We start from the raw sequence: 18,247 nt of genomic DNA, 5'->3' as shown, positions 1-18,247 counted from the left end.
CCGTTGATCACCGGATGCCTGTCTATTTTTTATAGCGTTAATGGTACAATTGGTACGTTATTTAGATTTACTAAGGAGAGGATTAACAGTGAATTTCACTAAATCAGAAGCATTGCATGAAAAAGCGTTAAACCATATAGTCGGCGGCGTCAACAGCCCTTCCCGTTCATATAAAGCAGTAGGCGGCGGTTCTCCGGTAGCGATGGAAAAGGCAAAAGGCGCTTATTTCTGGGATGTCGATGGCAATAAATATATTGATTATCTGGCAGCTTACGGACCTATTATTACCGGACATGCACATCCGCATATTACAGAAGCCATTAAATCAGCTGCTGAAAATGGGGTTCTGTACGGAACTCCAACTCCATTTGAAGTAAAATTTGCAGAAATGCTGAAGGAAGCCATTCCGGGAATGGAAAAGGTACGCTTCAACAATTCCGGGACTGAAGCGGTCATGACTACAATCCGTGTGGCCCGGGCATATACTGGAAGGGACAAAATCATCAAGTTTGCCGGCTGCTACCATGGCCACTCTGACCTTGTCCTGGTCGCTGCCGGTTCTGGTCCTTCTACCCTCGGCACACCTGATTCTGCCGGTGTACCGAAGAGTATTGCTCAAGAAGTGATTACCGTACCTTTCAATGATATTGATGCATATAAAGAAGCCCTTGATAAATGGGGTGACCAAATCGCAGCTGTTCTAGTAGAACCCATTGTCGGGAATTTCGGGATTGTCGAGCCGAAGGAAGGGTTCCTTGAAGCAGTCAATGAACTGACGCACAAAGCAGGTGCCCTAGTCATATATGATGAAGTCATCACTGCCTTCCGCTTTATGTATGGCGGCGCTCAAAATTTGCTTGGAGTAACACCTGACCTGACTGCATTAGGAAAAATCATTGGAGGTGGACTTCCGATCGGCGCTTATGGCGGCAAAAAAGAAATCATGGAAAAAGTGGCTCCTCTTGGGCCGGCTTACCAGGCTGGGACACATGCAGGCAACCCCGCTTCCATCCTTTCAGGAATTGCTTGCCTTGAAGTATTAAAGCAAGATGGCGTATACGAAGAATTTGAACGTCTTGGAGCCCTCTTGGAAAAAGGAATTGAAGCAGCTGCCCAAAAATATAGTATGCCTATCACAATCAATCGTCTGAAGGGTGCTTTGACTGTCTATTTCACTACAGAGAAAGTGTCGAATTACGAGCAGGCTGAAAATACGGACGGGGAAATGTTCGGCAGATTCTTCAAGCTCATGCTGGAACAAGGAATCAATCTAGCCCCTTCCAAGTATGAAGCCTGGTTCTTAACAACCGCACATACTGAAGAAGATATCCAGGAAACGATTAAGGCTGTAAACCATGCATTCAAAGCCATGGCAGCCAACAAATAATATACATTTTATTCATATTTTATACATCCCTGAAGATGCCCAATCTTCAGGGATGTTCTTTTATTCCTTTGGAAACGTTTACAAATTAATATATATCCTCTTTCCAGCAATCTGTAACAAAAAAATAATATCCACACTCCTGTATATTTAATTGATTTCTGAATTTTTAGATGATAATATAAATTTACAATTCTTACATCCTGTCAAACATCTCTTCCATACGTTTATCCAGAAGCAATTCTATCTTCACAATCCTGCCATACAACAATTTTTCTATAGGAGGTGGATGGCGAGTATAGGTAATTAACTTATGTTTGCCGATTATATGAAACATGAATGGAGTCCCAGTACATTTGCTGATTTCCGCAATCAGGAACACGATGCCTGCGGCATAGTCTCCTGCATTGAAAAAAAACGGATACCGACACGCGAAAATATCTATTCCTGTATAGATGCTTTAGTAACCATGAACCATCGAGCCGGCTTTATAAATGGCGAAGGCGACGGTGTAGGTATCCATATGGATATTCCCCGGGAGCTTTGGAAGCAAAAATTACTCAATCAAGGACTAAAACCTGAACTGGCTGAGTCCAATTTCTTTGCAGTCGGACATTTTTTTCTAAGCAGGCACGGGGATGTATCCAAGCTTCAAAACGATGTCAAAGAACTCTTTCTTCAGTCTGGCCTACCCATTCTTTTCGAAACAACTGATGTCCATAACCCTTCCGCTCTAGGACCGATTGCCATTCAGGAAAATCCGATCTTCTGGCAAGTAGCAGTCCATAGTACAAGTACGGATCAACAAAAGCTTTCCAAAACACTCTTTACCCTAATCCAATCAATAGAAGAAAATGACTACATCCATGTCGCATCCTTAAGCCAGCACCATGCCGTATATAAGGTCATGGGTGCCGGGGATATACTGCCCCACTATTATAAAGATCTATCAGATCCACTGGTAGCGTCCACTATGACACTTGGCCACAACCGTTATTCAACCAATACACTCTCAAGCTTCTTTCGCGTCCAGCCATTCAGTGTATTGGGCCATAATGGAGAAATCAATACAATTGCAAGGCTCAGGCACGAAGCGAAAATGGCCGGTGTACCGCTTGTTAAGGACGGCAGTGACTCTCAGGATTTGAGCAGAACCATTGAAACTTTCATCTGTGAGCATGGATATTCCCTTTTTGAAGCAATGGACGTTCTGTTTCCTCCGATTATCAATGAAATGAAGGCCTATAAGGATGATTTACGGAATGTATACACGTATATCCGGGAAGCGTGGGGACATTTCGCCCAAGGCCCAGCCGGCATCATATCCAGATTCGGGGATGAGGCTGTTTTTTCCGTTGACGCTTTAGGCCTGCGGCCGCTTTGGAAACTTGAAACGGACTCATCGTATTTATTTTCTTCAGAGCCTGGCATTGTCTCATCATCCTCTTATTGCGGAGAACCTAAACCTATCGGACCAGGAGAAAAAATAGGATTAAACTGGAACGGCGATGAGATTCAGGTCTTTGAATATGGACAGTATCAACAAGAGGTGTTAGGTCGTTTTTCAGCCCGCTATTCGATTAAGCAAGACAGCATCCGGCTAAAAACGCCAAAATTGGCTGCTGCTCTACCCCCTGCAGAAGCCATCAAGCTGCATAATGGACATTATGCAGCAATGGGCTGGGAAAAGGACCATATACAATATGTCGAGCAATTGGCCGAAAAAGGTGCAGAGCCGATCCGCTCATTAGGCCACGATGCCCCGCTTCCCGCATTGCATACCGCGAGAAGAAATGTAGCTGATTTCATAAAGGAAAGTGTCGCTGTAGTGACGAACCCTGCAATTGACCGCGACCGCGAAACCGAACATTTCTCTACCCGGACTGTGCTAGGAAAGCGCCCTTCATTGTATAAGAAAGAAGAAGCCGGCTGTCTCATCGAATTAGCCTCTCCCTTGCTAATTGAAGGCAGTCCTGGCATCCAGTGTGCCGATACTATCAAACAGCCAAGCTATGAAAGCGTCCTTCAATATTTCACGGAAAATGGCAAGGTCCACATCCTTTCTGCCACATTTTCGAAGGATGAAAGCATCGAGGAAGCATTAACCAGACTTCGCAAAGAATCGGTGAATGCGATTGGAAATGGAGCGGTGATCCTTGTAATCGATGATGCATCGGCTCATCATAACGGCCGCTTATGGCTTGACCCCCATATCGCAACATCAGTCATTGACCATTCATTAACGGATGCCGGTTTGAGGAGGTCATGTTCCATCATCATCCGCTCGGGTGCCATCCGTTCATTGCATGACATTATGACGATATATGGATTGGGCGCAGACGGCATCAACCCTTATTACATGTTCCATACCGTATCAGGAGATGAGATTCAGCCGGTCATAAATCTGTTCAAGGGATTAAACAAAGGGATTGAAAAAGTCATCTCTACAATAGGCATCCATGAATTAAGAGGATACAGCCGACTGTTCTCTTCCATCGGATTGAATGATGATATCGCCGGTACGCTTGGAATAGTCAACTTTCTTGGTTCTGACAGCTTATCCTTCAACTTTGCCCATTTGAAGGAGGATGCAATAGCCAGAGCGGAAGAATTCACTAAGGAAAAAGCCAAAATCGGCAGGCCATACAGTCTCCTTCCACGGATTTGGAAAGCAATCGGCGATGTTGCAGCATCAGGTCAATATGAATCCTACCGGGAGAAGATTACAGAACACGAAACGGAAACACCTACATCGATCCGCCATTTGACTTCATTTAAACAGCAGGAAAAAACGGTGAAGCCGGAACAGGTATCAATCGCTGTCGGCCAACATGATTTGCCGTTCATTATTTCCTCAATGTCTTTCGGATCTCAAAACGAAATAGCCTTCAGGGCATATGCCGAGGCTGCGGACCGCCTTAATATGATTTCCCTCAATGGTGAAGGCGGTGAAATTAAAGACATGCTGGGAAAGTATCCGAAAACAAGAGGGCAGCAGGTCGCATCCGGCCGTTTTGGAGTAAATGCTGAATTACTGAACTCTTCGAATCTATTAGAAATAAAAATCGGGCAAGGTGCCAAGCCTGGGGAAGGCGGACATTTACCAGGCTCCAAAGTAACAGCCAAAATCGCTGAATCAAGAAATGCAACAATCGGATCGGACTTGATTTCCCCTTCCAATAATCATGATATTTACTCAATCGAAGATCTCTCACAAATGATCCATGAATTGAAGACAGCCAATGACCAGGCAAAAGTCGCCGTCAAGGTCCCTGTCGTACCCAATATAGGAACGATAGCAGTAGGCATAGCTAAAGCCGGAGCAGATATCATTACCTTGTCCGGTTTTGACGGCGGAACCGGTGCGGCGCGTATCCATGCGCTGCAACATGTCGGCCTCCCTGTCGAAATAGGAATCAAAGCCGCACATAACGCCTTACTGGAAGCAGGATTAAGAGACAGTGTAGAATTATGGGCGGATGGCGGAATGAAGAGCGCCAATGATGTCCTAAAGATGATGCTTTTAGGGGCAAATCGGATTGGTTTCGGTACATTATCCATGATTGCCGTCGGCTGTACAGCATGCAGAGGCTGCCATCTGGATACATGCCACGTAGGGATTGCCACTCAAATCGAAACGGAAGCGCAAGCAAAAGACCATGGGCTGAGACGCTTTGTTCCCCGCCAATTCGATCAGGCAGTCTTAAATTTAACCAATATGTTTACCGCTTTCGGCAATGAATTAAAACAGCTCACCTCCGCCCTCGGCTTTAAGAATCTACAGGCAATCGTAGGGCATTCCGAATTGCTTGAACAGACATCCGGAAAGGATTGCCTGAATCTAACCTATTTATTAAAGAATCTAGAAATCGGGCAATTCAATCAACGGGAAGCTGCAGCATCTCCTGAAACAGCTGCCTTACAAGTCGCCGTCGGAGCGGAATATTTGGATAGTTCGCCAGAAATGCTTGATCAATCAAGGGAATATAAAGGTGTGACCTCCGAACAGCGTGTTCTCGGATCCCGCGTTTCATGCCACCGTGTAAGGGGAAGATTGGATGGCTCCTATAAATCCTTGCCACCTGTTACATTGACTTACTCTAAAGGGTCCATCCCGGGCAATGGCCTTGGCGCTTATAATAGCAGCGGCATCGATATAAAAGTAGCCGGCGGCGGACAGGATGGTATAGGAAAAACTTCTTTTGGCGGTAAAATCATGGTTTTCAAATCTCAAGGCAAAGATGGGAAAATGTACAATGGTTCAGTAGGAAAGGGTTTCGGCTACGGCGCCCAGCAAGGATTGTTGATCGCTCAAGGAAATGCTGACGCCCGTGCCGGCATACGCCTTTCCGGAGCCGACATGATTATCGGCGGGCAGGTTGCGCAGCCAATCCCTGAAAAAGAATGTGGAAACATCGGTGTCCATTCCAATATTAAAGGCTTTGCTTTTGAATACATGACTAATGGCCGCGGGCTTGTTTTAGGAGATATAGGGCCATGGGCATGTGCAGGTATGACCGGCGGCGTCATCTATCAGCGGCTGCAGCCTGAAATGGGACTGACAAAAGCTGCGATAGAACGGAGAATGGCTCTGGGTGCAAAGGTTTCAATTGAATCCATTTCTGAAAAAGGAAAAGAAGACATTATCGAGCTGCTTACCCTCTACTGCACTCTTTTAAAAGAGCATGAGCAATTTGAAGAAGCTGACAATCTGAAAGCGTTATTGCCTGCCCCGGAAAATCATTTCGTACAGATTACCCCGGTTAAAGAACAGGCGGACCCTTCGGTCTCTACAGAATGAAAGCCAGAACCGAATAAAATCTGCAAAGGGCAACCAGCCAAACGGTTGCCCTTCTTTTTTCTTCATTTCACTTTTTATTCATAACAACAGCCTTCGTAGCACTTGCACATATTCCCAATCTGCTGTATATTACAGTATTGCTTGTTTATTCGTTAGTTATTTGTGCAAAAGGAAAGAATAGACTCTATATATATGAATAAGAAAGGAACCTATTTCTATATGAAAATTGGTGCCCGTATTATAAAGACAGGTATAGCGATTGTGTTGGCGCTTTTACTTGCCCGAATGTTAAAGATTCCAACACCGTCCTTTGCAGGAATTGCAGCCATTTTTGCAATCCAGCCAACCATATACCGTTCGTACCGCACCGTGATTGAGCAGATTCAAGGGAATATAATCGGCGCCTTGATTGCGGTGGCTATGGTGCTACTCTTCGGAAACAACGTTTTTTTTGTAGGCTTGGCAGCTGTATTGGTCATCATATTTAATTTGCGCTTAAAAACGCCTAATACGATCACTTTGTCTGTCGTAACCGTAATAGCTATTATGGAAACGCAAAATGGAGCATTCCTCCAATTCGCTTTCTTAAAGTTCTCGACCGTATTATTGGGGATTCTCTCTGCGTTTATCGTCAACTTGCTGTTTATTCCCCCTAAATATGAAACCAAGCTTTATTACCAAGTCATCGATATTTCTGATGAAGTGTTCAAATGGATACGTATTTCCACAAGGCATACATCCGAAAACACACATATTAAAAATGACATTCAAAACCTAAAAGATCAATTGGTTCGTGTGGAACAGCTTTATCTTATGTATAAGGAAGACCGCGAATGGTTCAATAAGGCAAAACATGCGAAAGCGAGAAAATCAGTCGTTTACCGCCAAATGATTGCAGCCACCAAAAAGGTGCTTGAGGTATTGCGGAAGCTGAACCGCTATGAAAATCAATTCCACCATATGCCGGATGACTTCCAGGCAGCCGTACAGGAGCAATTGGACTACTTAGTCACCCAGCATGAACAAATCCATTTGAAATACATACGCAAGGTCAAAACATCCTATACGTATGAAAACAATCCTGTCCGAAGTCCAAGAGACTTATTGAATCTTTTCCTCTCCCTTGAACAAGAAGGAGAAACAAAAGATGAAAAAGATATCTACCATATGATGGCACTCACTTCAAGCATCATGGAATATGAAGAGCAGCTTGAACATTTAGATACGCTCATCAGCAGCTTTCAATCATTCCATAAAGAAGACGACGAGATAAAAGTAGAAAACTCCGTACAGGAATAGAAAAGCGGAGATCGCCTGCTTAGCCCCGACAAGCTTAAGGCGGGGCACTGACAAAGGCCGTCCTTTGCCTTTGACAGTGGCTTGACTTAAGACCTCGAGGGGCTGGCGATCGCAGCTAGACAAGAAGGAAAGCGGAGATCGCCTGCTTAGCCCCGACAAGCTTAAGGCGAGGCACTGACAAAGGCCGTCCTTTGCCTTTGACAGTGGCTTGACTTAAGACCTCGAGGGGCTGGCGATCGCAGCTAGACAAGAGGAAAAGCGGAGATCGCCTGCTTAGCCCCGACAAGCTTAAGGCGGGGCACTGACAAAGGCCGTCCTTTGCCTTTGACAGTGGCTTGACTTAAGACCTCGAGGGGCTGGCGATCGCAGCTAGACAAGAAGAAAAGCGGAGATCGCCTGCTTAGCCCCGACAAGCTAAATAAGAATATCTTATATCTGCACAACTAAAAAGCAGCTGTCAATGATAGCTGCTTTTTTTCTTATGGCAAATATAATTCAGTTCTTCATACGCGGATCAAGTGCATCCCTTAAACCGTCCCCCATCAGGTTAAATCCAAGGACAGTCAGCATGATGGCAATACCCGGGAATACCATTGTCCAGGGAGCCGTTGTCAGAAAAGGCTTTGCATCAGAGAGCATCTTGCCCCATTCCGGATTTGGCGCTTCTGCTCCTAGTCCCAGAAAGCTAAGGGCTGCTGCTTCAATGATGGCTGTCGCAATGGCCAATGTCCCTTGAACAATAATCGGCGCCATACTATTCGGCATGACATGGGAAAAGAGAATACGCGTATTGCTCATTCCTATTGCCCTAGCCGCAACTATGTACTCCTCTTCCTTGACTGAAAGTACCCTTGATCTTATTAAACGGCCAAATGAAGGAATATTGACAATTGCGATGGCAATCAATGCATTTTGAAGGGAAGGTCCCAAAACAGCAACAATAGCAATCGCTAATAAAATACTCGGAAATGCAAGCATAATATCAAAAATCCGAGAAATAAGCACATCCACCCATTTGCCGAAATAACCTGCAATAATTCCCAGCAGACAGCCAATGGTCAATGATCCCACCACAGAAAAGAATCCCACCCACAAGGAAATTCTCGCTCCATAGACTACTCTCGAAAAAATATCCCTGCCGAAGTCATCAGTCCCAAACCAATGGTCAGAAGACGGAGGCTTCAGGCGATTTGCTAATGCTTGCCCTTTAAAATCGTATGGTGCAATCAACGGCGCCAAAATAGCCAGCGCAATAAATAGTAGGACAATCACGGTACCTACTATCGCGATTTTATTTTTGGCAAAGCTTCTCCAGGCTTCCATCCATGGGGAAGACGTTTTATCTTTTTGTGTATCAATCGGAGGCTTGGTATTCTTATTTGCTGCCAATTCCATTCATATATCCCCCCTTCTTATTTATATTTAATGCGCGGATCAACCGCAGCATACAACAAATCAACAACCAGATTAATCAGAACGAATAATAACGCAATCACGAGTATGCCCGATTGGATTACAGGATAATCCCTATATCCGATAGCATCATAAATATATCTGCCGATGCCAGGCCAGCTGAAAATCGTTTCTGTCAAAATCGCTCCCCCCAGCAGTAAGCCCGTCTGTAGCCCAATGACTGTCAGTACCGGTATGATGGCATTTTTGAATGAATGTTTATATACGACCCAGAACATCCGCAAACCTTTTGCACGCGCGGTGCGTATAAAGTCCGAGCGCATTACTTCCAACATAGTGGATCTGGTGATGCGTGCGATGATAGCCATTGGAATGGTAGCTAAAGCTAGACTCGGCAATATTAAATGCTTAAAGACTTCTATGAACTGATCCGGTCTGCCCTGCAGCAGCGTATCAAGCAAATAGAGATTCGTTATTGCCTCAACAGGGTTCCGCACATCCTCCCTGCCAGACGTCGGAAGCCACTCCCAATGGATAGCAAATGCCCATTGTTCCATTAAACCCAGCCAAAAAATCGGCATGGAAACCCCGACTAAAGCGAGAATCATAGCTACATAATCAAACCAGGAATTTTGGAACCAGGCCGAGATAATACCTGCATTGACTCCTATGAAAACCGCAATAAGCATCGCACATAGAGCCAGTTCCATAGTGGCTGCCAAGTATGGCCAGATTTCATTGCTGATCGGTGCGTTAGTCCGTATTGAATCTCCAAGGTCCCCAGTCAATAAATGGCCGATATATTTAATGTATTGAGTATACCAAGGCTGATCCAGCCCTAATGTCTTTGTCATCTGCGCTATGGATTCCTTTGTAGCAGCCTGTCCCAAAATCACCTGGGCAGGATCGCCAGGTATGGCGCGAATGATGAAAAATACAATCAGCGACAAGCCAAATAATACAGGAATAAGCTGGAGAAGCCTCCTCAACGTATAGGATGCCATAGTCAACCTCCTTCATATCACATATCTTTCCAAGCATATGAGCCAGAAAGGAAGCCGAAATAGGCTTCCTCCCTGAAAGACACATGATTATTTTTCAATTTCTACTTTTTCAAGGAAATCGGAACCTGTCGGATGGGCAATAAAGTTTTTCACTTTAGAGCTTCCTGCAAGAACCGGTTGAGAATGGACAAGCGGAATCCACGGTGCGTCTTCCTTAATCAAGACTTGCGCTTCTTTATAAAGCTTGTCACGTTCTTCCTCATTGACTGTTTTTTGTGCAGCTGTCAGCAATTCATGGACTTTTGGATTTTTATAGTACGTATAGTTATTGCTGCCGATGCTGTCTTGGTCTAGCAATACATATAAGAAGTTATCAGCGTCTCCATTGTCACCTGTCCAACCGAGCAAGAAAGCATCCGCTTCCCCTTTGGCTGCTTTATCAAGGTAAGTAGCCCACTCATATGTGACGATCTTTGCTTTTACGCCCACTTTTTCAAAATCGGCTTGGATGGCTTCCGCAATTTTTTGTCCATCAGGCATATATGGTCTTGCAACCGGCATTGCCCAAAGTTCGATAGAGAATCCTTTTTCATAACCAGCTTGTTTTAATAGTTCTTTTGCTTTTTCTGGATTGTATTCATAATCCTTCACTTCTGTATTGTAGCCGGCAACGACCGGAGGCATCGGATTGATCGCTGGCTCTGCAGCTCCCGCATAGAATGCATCGATAATTGCACTCTTATCAACTGCATAATTCAATGCCTGGCGAACCAATTTATCCTTTAACGGGCCTCTTGTATTCGTTAAGCCCAGGTAGGCTGTGTTTAAAGAAGGACGTTTGAAAACTTGTAATTTATCATTTCCTTCGATTGAAGGCAGGTCACTGAAATTAACGCCTTCGATAATATCCGCTTCGCCGCTGTTTAGTGCATTTAGGCGTGCGCTATTCTCTGGAATGACTTTAAAAATAACACTATCCAGCTTTGGAAGGTCTTTTTTCCAATAGTTCTCATTCTTCACAAGCGTAATTGTATTGTTCCGTTTCCATTCTTTAAATTTGAATGGGCCTGTTCCCACAGGATTCTCATTCAACTTATCGCCGTATTTCTCAATCGCTGCAGGACTTGCGATAGCGAATGGGGACATGGCCAAGTTTTTCAGGAATGGAGCAAGCACTGAATTCAATTTGAACTCAACTGTAAGTGGATCAACCGCTTTTACTTCCTGGATGCGGTCACCGAATTGAGAAACATAATAATCGAACTTCTTCTCTGCTCCGCCCTTTTTCCAACGGTCGAAGTTAACCACAACGGCATCTGCATTGAAGTCGGTCCCATCCTGGAACTTGACGCCTTCACGCAACTTCAGCGTATACGTCAATCCATCTTCTGAAGGTTTCCATTCAGTGGCCAGGCCAGGAACAAGCTCGGTATTGTCATCACCGAAATCAATCAAAGTATCATAGATATTCTTTGTGACACGGAATGCTTCACCCTCAGTAGTGATGGCAGGATCAAGAGACGTTGAGTCCCCGCCTCTGGCAAATACTAGAGTACCGCCTGAGCCATTATTCGATTTTGAATCATCGTCGCCCTTCTTACCGCCGGCATCATCCTTGCCTCCGCATCCGGCAAGAGCAGCCGAAAGCACCAGCAATAATGTGAACAATAGTGCAAAACTGCGTTTTTTCATTTTTTTCCCCCTTTACTTCTTTCACGCCATAATGGCATTTTTATCATAGGTCCTCCTGTCCACGCCCTATCAGGACGGGTATAAGTGGCAGGCGACATAATGACCTTCCTTTGTTTCCTTCAATTCAGGCCTTTCCGTTTTGCAGACTTCCATGCATTCTTTACAGCGTGTATGGAAAGCGCAGCCAAGCGGAGGGTTGGCAGGGCTCGGTATATCGCCGGCCAATAGCTCCTTCGCCCCCACAATGGTGGGATCGGCAATCGGCACCGCGGACAGCAATGCCTTCGTATATGGATGCAATGGATCTTCATATAGAAGGTCGGCATCACAAATTTCCACTAATCTTCCAAGGTACATGACGCCCACTCGATCACTGATATGCCTTACGACACCAAGATCATGGGCGATGAATATATAGGTCAATCCGAATTCTTTTTGAAGGTCTTCCAATAGATTGAGAACCTGGGATTGTATGGAAACATCAAGCGCGGATACAGGCTCATCAGCGATAATAAGCTGAGGCTTGGTCATGAGCGCCCTGGCAATGCCTATCCGTTGGCGCTGGCCGCCGCTGAATTGGTGAGGATACCGTTTGGCATGATAGCTGCTCAATCCGACTGTTTCCAGCATCTCGGCCACCAATCTTTTTCTCTCTGAGCGATCGCCGATACCATGTACAATAAGCGGCTCTTCCAAAATTTTTTCTACCGTATGGCGCGGATTAAGGGAAGCGAATGGATCTTGGAAAACCATTTGCAGCTCTCTTCTTGTCTTCCTCATTTCCGCTTGCGACATGGTTGTCAGATCCTTGCCATTAAAGATCACCCTGCCTTCTGTCGGTTCAATCAAGCGCATCAGCATTCTCCCTGTTGTCGATTTTCCGCACCCTGATTCTCCGACCAATCCAAGCGTTTCTCCCTTTCTTACCATGAAGCTAACACCATCCACTGCCTTGACCTGGCCGACCTGTTTGCCTAATACACCGCCTGTTATAGGAAAATGCTTTTTTATATGTTCTACCTGGAGAAGTACATCAGACATTGGCTACTGCCTCCTTTGTATGCAGGAAACACCGGACGCGATGACCGGCATCCTCGGTTGGGTACAATTCCGGCGCATCCTCTCGGCATTGTTCGAAGGCATGCTCACAACGAGCAGCAAACCTGCAGCCCTGCTTGATTGAGCCCGGTTTCGGAACATTGCCGGGAATAGAATACAAACGTTCTTTTTTAGTAACGATGTCAGGAATAGACTTCAGCAATCCTTGCGTGTACGGATGCTTGGGATTTTTGAAAATATCTGTTACCAAGCCCTCTTCAACAATTTTGCCTGCATACATGACAATCACACGCTGGCATACTTCCGCCACTACTCCAAGATCATGTGTAATCATAATAATGCTTGTTTCCAATTTATTATTCAGATCCTTCATTAATGACAGGATTTGTGCCTGAATGGTTACATCTAGGGCAGTTGTAGGTTCATCGGCAATCAATAGGCGCGGATGGCAGGATAATGCCATGGCGATCATAACCCTTTGCCTCATTCCGCCGGATAGCTGATGCGGATATTCCCTCATTAATGCGTCTGCACGAGGCAATCCTACAAGTTTCAGCATGTCAACCGCCTGCCTGAATGCTTCTTTCTTTGTCGCTTTACTATGAAGGCGAATAGCTTCCGATAATTGATTTCCAATGGTGAACAAGGGATTCAACGAAGTCATCGGTTCCTGAAAAATCATAGCGACCTCATTTCCTCTTATTTGCCTCATTCTCTTTTCAGGAACTTCCACAATGTTTTCACCATTAAGCCATATTTCGCCTCCGACAATTTTCCCGGGGGGCTGAGGAATTAGACGCATAATCGAAAGGGAAGTAACACTTTTTCCACAGCCCGATTCACCTACTATGCCAACGACCTCTCCTTTTGCAATAGTGAAAGAAATATCCTCAACCGCGGGTACTTCTCCTTCACCTGTAAAAAAAGAAGTTCTTAACTGTTTGACTTCCAATACGGGAGTTTGGCCCATATGCCCACTCCTTTCTGAACGTATTCACTCGTTTTAGTAAACTTTTTGAATTTTTTCCAATTTTATCTTGCTAGTACACATATTCTAATAAAAATACAAACATCCGTCTAGATATTTTTCTAAATTATTAAAAAATATAAAATATTATAAATATACCTCACTGAAGATTTTCCTCCTTCATTCTTTAGCAAAGCAACGCACTGACTTGAATTTAACAAAATTAACCATATAATAATGTTAGTTAAGTAAAGAATTGAAACTATACCACTATCAGAAATTGTTTTAATCGAAAAAAAGACCTACCGGCAAAACGGTAAGTCTTTTGGCATATATTCATTCCAGCTGTTGAACCTGAAACAAGTTATAGTAATTGCCCTTCTTCAACATCAATTCTTCGTGTCTGCCCATTTCAACAATTTCACCATGCTCAATCAATACTATTCGATCCGCGTGTGTGATGGTTGTCAGTCTGTGGGCCACTATAAAGGTCGTACGGTTTTTAGCCAAATGCTCCAATGATTCCTGAATAAGATGCTCACTCTCAAGGTCAAGCGCCGAAGTTGCCTCATCCATCACAAGGATTGGCGGATTTTTCAAAAATACACGCGCAATGGCAATCCGCTGCTTCTGTCCTCCCGATAGCTTGACGCCGCGTTCGCCGACCTTCGTATTGTACCCTTCACTAAGATTCATAATAAAGTCGTGAGCGTTTGCCGCTTTTGCAGCAGCAATTACTTCTTCCTTGCTGGCTGTTGGTTTACCCAAGAGAATATTGGTCTCGACAGATTCACTGAACAGGATGGAGTCCTGAAGAACCATCCCGATTTGGTCTCTGAGAGAACGGATCCGGTAGTCCCTAATATCCGTACCATCGAGCAAAATGCGTCCGCTGCTCACATCATAAAACCTTGGTAAAAGAGAGACCAATGTCGACTTGCCTCCGCCGCTCATTCCTACCAATGCCACCGTTTCCCCTGGACGGATATGAAGGTTCAAATCCTTTAATACTGGATCGGCCCCTTCCTCATAAGAGAAATTCACCTGCTCAAAAGAAATATCCCCTTTAACATTCTTACATTCAACTGCGTCCTTTCCGTCAACGATGTCATATTTTTCATCAATAAACGCAAACACGCGATCCATGGATGCAAAAGCCTGGGTCAACGTAGTCGATGAATTGACTAATCGGCGCAATGGATCATATAAACGGTCGATATAGCCGATAAAGGCCATCATCGTTCCCACAGACAAATTTCCATGGATGACCAGGTAGGCTGAAAATCCAATAACCAGCAATGGTGCAACATCCGTTATCGTATTAACGACTGCAAATGATTTGGCAAACCATTTAGTCTGATTTAACGCCTTGTCCAAAAAATGGCCGTTTTGACGATTGAAATTTCGTTGTTCATGATCTTCAATAGCAAAACTCTTAATAACGGGCATGCCCTGTATCCGTTCATGCAGGAATCCTTGGACCTCCGCCAGAGCCTGTGAACGCTCCCTCGTCAGTCCGCGTAATCGGCCAAAGAAAAACTTCACCGATATAGCGTAAAATGGCATCAAGATTAATGAAACCAAGGTTAACTTCACATTCATGCTAAACATGATGGTCACTGCGATCAAAATAGTGGCGATATCGAGCCAGACATTCATTAAGCCTGTCATGACAAAATCTTTTGTTTGTTCCACATCATTGATGACCCGGGAAATGACTTCACCCGATTTTGCATTACTGTAGTACTTAAAGCTAAGCTTATTAATATGAGTAAATAACTGATTTCGTATATCAAATAAAATTCGGCTGCTTGTACCCTGTGCAAAATACTGCCGATAATATTCGATAGGAGGCCTTGCAATCACAAAAACCACAAGTGTTCCCCCAAGAATCCATAAAAGCTGATTTGTCTTCTCACTCACTGACATGACATGGCTTCCAATAATATCGTCCACAACATATTTGATGATTAATGGCAGTAAAAGCGGAATGGCAAATTTGATGATACCAATGATGACCGTTCCAAAAATGGGCCACTTATATGGCTTGACCCATTGAAGATAACGTCGAATACTCCCCATATATTCCATCCTTTGCGTATAGTTTTTTGTCTATAAGAAGATTCCACGAATGAATCCCATCAGAGAAGCGCACCGCTTCCCTTCGTATATCTTTACCTGAATTGCAGAATAAAAAAACCTGTTGTGCACAACAGGTTTTCCCCTGGTCCCGTTATCGGTACGTCAAATAACGCTCATACCAAGAATCAATGAACTCAGCTGAAAATGGTCCTTTGCGCTGCCTTATCCAAAAGATGAGCTGATTCACATTTCTCTTTAGAATCGTATCAATCACATCCGGATAATTCATTTGGCGACGGTGCCTTTCGTATTCATCTTCATCCAACAGCTGAAAAGTCATATCTGGATACACTTTAATATCCAAATCATAATCAATGTACTTCAACGCTTCATTATCACAAATAAATGGAGAACTCAAGTTGCAGTAATAATAAATACCATCTTCACGAAGCATCCCGATCACGTTAAACCACACTTGAGAATGGAAGTAACAAATCGCCGGCTCTCTTGTAATCCATGAGCGGCCGTCGGATTCAGTCACCCGCACTCGATCATTCGCAACAATGACCAAATTTTGCGTCGCTTTCAGTACAGTAGTATCTTCCCAAACACGATGCAAATGCCCATCATGTTTATAACTATGAATCTGAATATTTTCTCCTTCCATGGGAATCTTCATTATCTTCTCCCTACTTTCTGACACACACACGTGCGGCCACTTTATCCAATCTACGGTATCTTTTAGCTACATTTTTTTATCATACATATCATTATAGCGATTTAACAAAGATTTTAAAACTTTTGCGCATAATTAGAAAAGCGGAGAGCGCCGTTTAGCCCCGACAAGCTTACGACGAGCCACAGGCAAAGGTTGCTCTTCGCCTTTGACAGTGGCTTGGCTTAAGACCTCGAGGGGCTGGCGCTTGCAGCTGGACAATGAAAAGCGGAGAGCGCCGTTTAGCCCCGACAAGCTTACGACGAGCCACAGGCAAAGGTTGCTCCTCGCCTTTGACAGTGGCTTGGCTTAAGACCTCGAGGGGCTGGCGCTCGGAGCTGGATCAAGAAAAGCGGAGAGCGCCGTTTAGCCATGCAGGAATTGGACAATAAAGGGAACAAACGAAAAAGGCATAATGCGCCTCTTCGTTCTCCGTAAAGAGAAGAGTGCATTATGCCTTCTGGATGTTCGCACAATAACATGGGTTATTGTTGGCTGTTTTGGCCAAATGAACCAGAATTCTGAGCTTTTTTAGCAGCAGATTGTTGGTTTTGTTGTTTTACTTTAGCCACATCTGTTTGGCTTGCAAATTCAGTTCCGTATTGACCAGAAGCTGAACTAGCGTTTTGTTGTTTTACTTTTTGGACGTTAGTCCCTGCTTGAGTTGTTTTGTTGTTTGCCATTCGTAATCACCTCCACGAATATTAATGTAACCAGGAGTGAAGGCGATTATGTTTTATTATTGTTGGCAATAACTGTTAGACTAAAAGCGAAATTCCTCCATCAACAATAATCGTCTGTCCGCGAATCATGCTTGAATCATCCGAAATCAAATACATGATGGTTTTAACCATATCTTCAATTTCGACAATACGGCCTGCTGGTGTAGACTTGGCTGCCTCAGCTAAAATTTCTTCACGGTTCGGGAAATGTTTTAATGCTTCTGTATCGACAGCTCCGCCGGACACAGCATTAACCGAAATATTTTTTGGCGCTAATTCCACAGCAAGATAACGGGTGATCGCTTCCAGTGCAGCCTTTGAGACACCCACTGCTGTATAGTTTTCCAAATATCGGATTGAACCGAGGGAACTGATATTGACTATTTTCCCCCCGCCGTTTTTTTCCATTAACTTCGCCGCTTCCTGTGCACAGAAAAGGGCTGCTTTACTATTAATATTCATTGTCCAATCCCAATGATGTTCAGTCAGTTCCATTGCTGGTTTTTGTACGCCTGATGCAGCATTATTCACAAGAATGTCCAATCTGCCGTACTCTTCTTCAATTTGTTCAAACATTGCCTTGATTTTGCTTACATCACCTACATTCGCCTTTACTAAAAGCGCTTTTCGGCCCATTGCTTCTATTTCAGCAACTACTTCCGCCGCTGCGGTCCGGCTACGGGCATAGTTTATGACAAGGTCATAGCCCTGCTTGGCCAAAGTAAGTGCTGTTTGTTTTCCAATCCCTCTGCTGCTGCCTGTTACCAATGCTACTTTTTGTGTCATGTTAACCACCCTTTTTGTTTCATTATTTTTGTCTTTTTACACAAACTAATTAAGAAAATGACTTTAAGAAGGAGAATGCTTATGTACGTAGGAAGGGATATGACTGAATTATCCATGCTGAAGAAAAGCGATTGGAAGGATCAAGAGCTTCAATACTTCCATCACTCCCTTCAACAAATAGTACCTTATTTAAACGCAGAAGGACAATCAATACACCAGCAAATCATTAAAGAAATTGAAAACCGGGGAGGATTAAAGCGGAACGAAGCAGATTATACTCACGGCACTCAATTAATGGTGGATTGACAAAAAAGGGGAGAGGA

The 18,247-nt window shown here is 44.2% G+C and carries 13 protein-coding genes; 4 read left to right on the top strand and 9 right to left on the bottom strand.

Annotated elements, in window-relative coordinates:
* The first annotated feature begins 40 nt into the window (after positions 1–40).
* From ABC357_RS23880 to ABC357_RS23870, 3 genes are all read left to right on the top strand, one after another.
* Complete coding sequence (locus ABC357_RS23880) at positions 41–1,387, top strand: glutamate-1-semialdehyde 2,1-aminomutase (protein WP_412889996.1); 1,347 nt, start codon at positions 41–43, stop codon at positions 1,385–1,387.
* A gap of 325 nt (positions 1,388–1,712) precedes the next feature.
* Positions 1,713–6,185, top strand: coding sequence for a glutamate synthase-related protein (locus tag ABC357_RS23875; protein ID WP_412890117.1), 4,473 nt, complete (start codon positions 1,713–1,715; stop codon positions 6,183–6,185).
* Positions 6,186–6,377: 192 nt separating this feature from the next.
* Entirely contained in the window at positions 6,378–7,484 is a 1,107-nt protein-coding gene (locus ABC357_RS23870) for an FUSC family protein (protein ID WP_412889995.1), read from the top strand.
* A 495-nt stretch (positions 7,485–7,979) separates the two neighbouring features.
* Here the strand turns inward: ABC357_RS23870 and nikC are convergent, their stop codons facing one another.
* The 9 genes from nikC to fabL all read right to left on the bottom strand — a co-directional run bounded on the left by nikC (position 7,980) and on the right by fabL (position 17,924).
* Positions 7,980–8,879, bottom strand: a complete 900-nt coding sequence (gene nikC / locus ABC357_RS23865; protein ID WP_412889994.1) for a nickel transporter permease — start codon at positions 8,877–8,879, stop codon at positions 7,980–7,982.
* A gap of 17 nt (positions 8,880–8,896) precedes the next feature.
* The gene (locus tag ABC357_RS23860) at positions 8,897–9,901 is read right to left on the bottom strand and encodes an ABC transporter permease (protein ID WP_412889993.1); all 1,005 of its coding nucleotides are present in this window, start codon (positions 9,899–9,901) and stop codon (positions 8,897–8,899) included.
* Positions 9,902–9,988: 87 nt separating this feature from the next.
* Positions 9,989–11,593: an ABC transporter substrate-binding protein gene (locus ABC357_RS23855; protein ID WP_412889992.1), complete on the bottom strand. Its 1,605-nt coding sequence runs from the start codon at positions 11,591–11,593 to the stop codon at positions 9,989–9,991.
* A 69-nt stretch (positions 11,594–11,662) separates the two neighbouring features.
* Positions 11,663–12,634, bottom strand: coding sequence for an ABC transporter ATP-binding protein (locus ABC357_RS23850; protein WP_412889991.1), 972 nt, complete (start codon positions 12,632–12,634; stop codon positions 11,663–11,665).
* Positions 12,627–13,622 (bottom strand): ABC transporter ATP-binding protein, encoded by a 996-nt coding sequence (locus ABC357_RS23845; RefSeq protein ID WP_412889990.1) that lies wholly within the window; start codon positions 13,620–13,622, stop codon positions 12,627–12,629. Before ABC357_RS23845 ends, ABC357_RS23850 begins: the two co-directional genes overlap by 8 nt.
* A gap of 333 nt (positions 13,623–13,955) precedes the next feature.
* Positions 13,956–15,701, bottom strand: a complete 1,746-nt coding sequence (locus tag ABC357_RS23840) for an ABC transporter ATP-binding protein (RefSeq protein WP_412889989.1) — start codon at positions 15,699–15,701, stop codon at positions 13,956–13,958.
* Between the two features lie 151 nt (positions 15,702–15,852).
* Positions 15,853–16,380, bottom strand: coding sequence for a nucleoside tri-diphosphate phosphatase (gene ntdP / locus ABC357_RS23835; protein WP_412889988.1), 528 nt, complete (start codon positions 16,378–16,380; stop codon positions 15,853–15,855).
* Positions 16,381–16,901: 521 nt separating this feature from the next.
* A complete protein-coding gene (locus ABC357_RS23830) occupies positions 16,902–17,099 on the bottom strand; it encodes a gamma-type small acid-soluble spore protein (RefSeq protein WP_412889987.1) in 198 nt (65 codons plus the stop codon).
* A gap of 75 nt (positions 17,100–17,174) precedes the next feature.
* On the bottom strand, positions 17,175–17,924 hold the full coding sequence (gene fabL / locus ABC357_RS23825; protein ID WP_412889986.1) for an enoyl-[acyl-carrier-protein] reductase FabL: 750 nt from the start codon (positions 17,922–17,924) through the stop codon (positions 17,175–17,177).
* Between the two features lie 81 nt (positions 17,925–18,005).
* Between fabL and ABC357_RS23820 the strand changes: the two genes are divergently transcribed.
* Positions 18,006–18,230 carry a hypothetical protein gene (locus ABC357_RS23820; RefSeq protein ID WP_412889985.1) on the top strand — a complete coding sequence of 75 codons (225 nt, stop codon included), beginning with the start codon at positions 18,006–18,008 and terminating at the stop codon, positions 18,228–18,230.
* Positions 18,231–18,247: the final 17 nt, after the last annotated feature.

It is taken from the genome of Bacillus kalamii (genome assembly GCF_047238185.1).
Classification (GTDB): domain Bacteria; phylum Bacillota; class Bacilli; order Bacillales; family DSM-1321; genus Bacillus_AD.
Note: the sequence above shows the minus strand (reverse complement) of the source record. Positions and strands in the feature narration are given on the sequence as shown.

Bases quoted from the DNA above. Each gene is read 5' to 3' on its own strand.
- ABC357_RS23880 (WP_412889996.1), top strand. From the start codon at position 41: ATGGTACAATTGGTACGTTATTTAGATTTACTAAGGAGAGGATTAACA.
- ABC357_RS23875 (WP_412890117.1), top strand. From the start codon at position 1,713: ATGAAACATGAATGGAGTCCCAGTACATTTGCTGATTTCCGCAATCAG.
- ABC357_RS23870 (WP_412889995.1), top strand. From the start codon at position 6,378: ATGAATAAGAAAGGAACCTATTTCTATATGAAAATTGGTGCCCGTATT.
- nikC (WP_412889994.1), bottom strand. From the start codon at position 8,879: ATGGAATTGGCAGCAAATAAGAATACCAAGCCTCCGATTGATACACAA.
- ABC357_RS23860 (WP_412889993.1), bottom strand. From the start codon at position 9,901: ATGGCATCCTATACGTTGAGGAGGCTTCTCCAGCTTATTCCTGTATTA.
- ABC357_RS23855 (WP_412889992.1), bottom strand. From the start codon at position 11,593: ATGAAAAAACGCAGTTTTGCACTATTGTTCACATTATTGCTGGTGCTT.
- ABC357_RS23850 (WP_412889991.1), bottom strand. From the start codon at position 12,634: ATGTCTGATGTACTTCTCCAGGTAGAACATATAAAAAAGCATTTTCCT.
- ABC357_RS23845 (WP_412889990.1), bottom strand. From the start codon at position 13,622: ATGGGCCAAACTCCCGTATTGGAAGTCAAACAGTTAAGAACTTCTTTT.
- ABC357_RS23840 (WP_412889989.1), bottom strand. From the start codon at position 15,701: ATGGGGAGTATTCGACGTTATCTTCAATGGGTCAAGCCATATAAGTGG.
- ntdP (WP_412889988.1), bottom strand. From the start codon at position 16,380: ATGAAGATTCCCATGGAAGGAGAAAATATTCAGATTCATAGTTATAAA.
- ABC357_RS23830 (WP_412889987.1), bottom strand. From the start codon at position 17,099: ATGGCAAACAACAAAACAACTCAAGCAGGGACTAACGTCCAAAAAGTA.
- fabL (WP_412889986.1), bottom strand. From the start codon at position 17,924: ATGACACAAAAAGTAGCATTGGTAACAGGCAGCAGCAGAGGGATTGGA.
- ABC357_RS23820 (WP_412889985.1), top strand. From the start codon at position 18,006: ATGTACGTAGGAAGGGATATGACTGAATTATCCATGCTGAAGAAAAGC.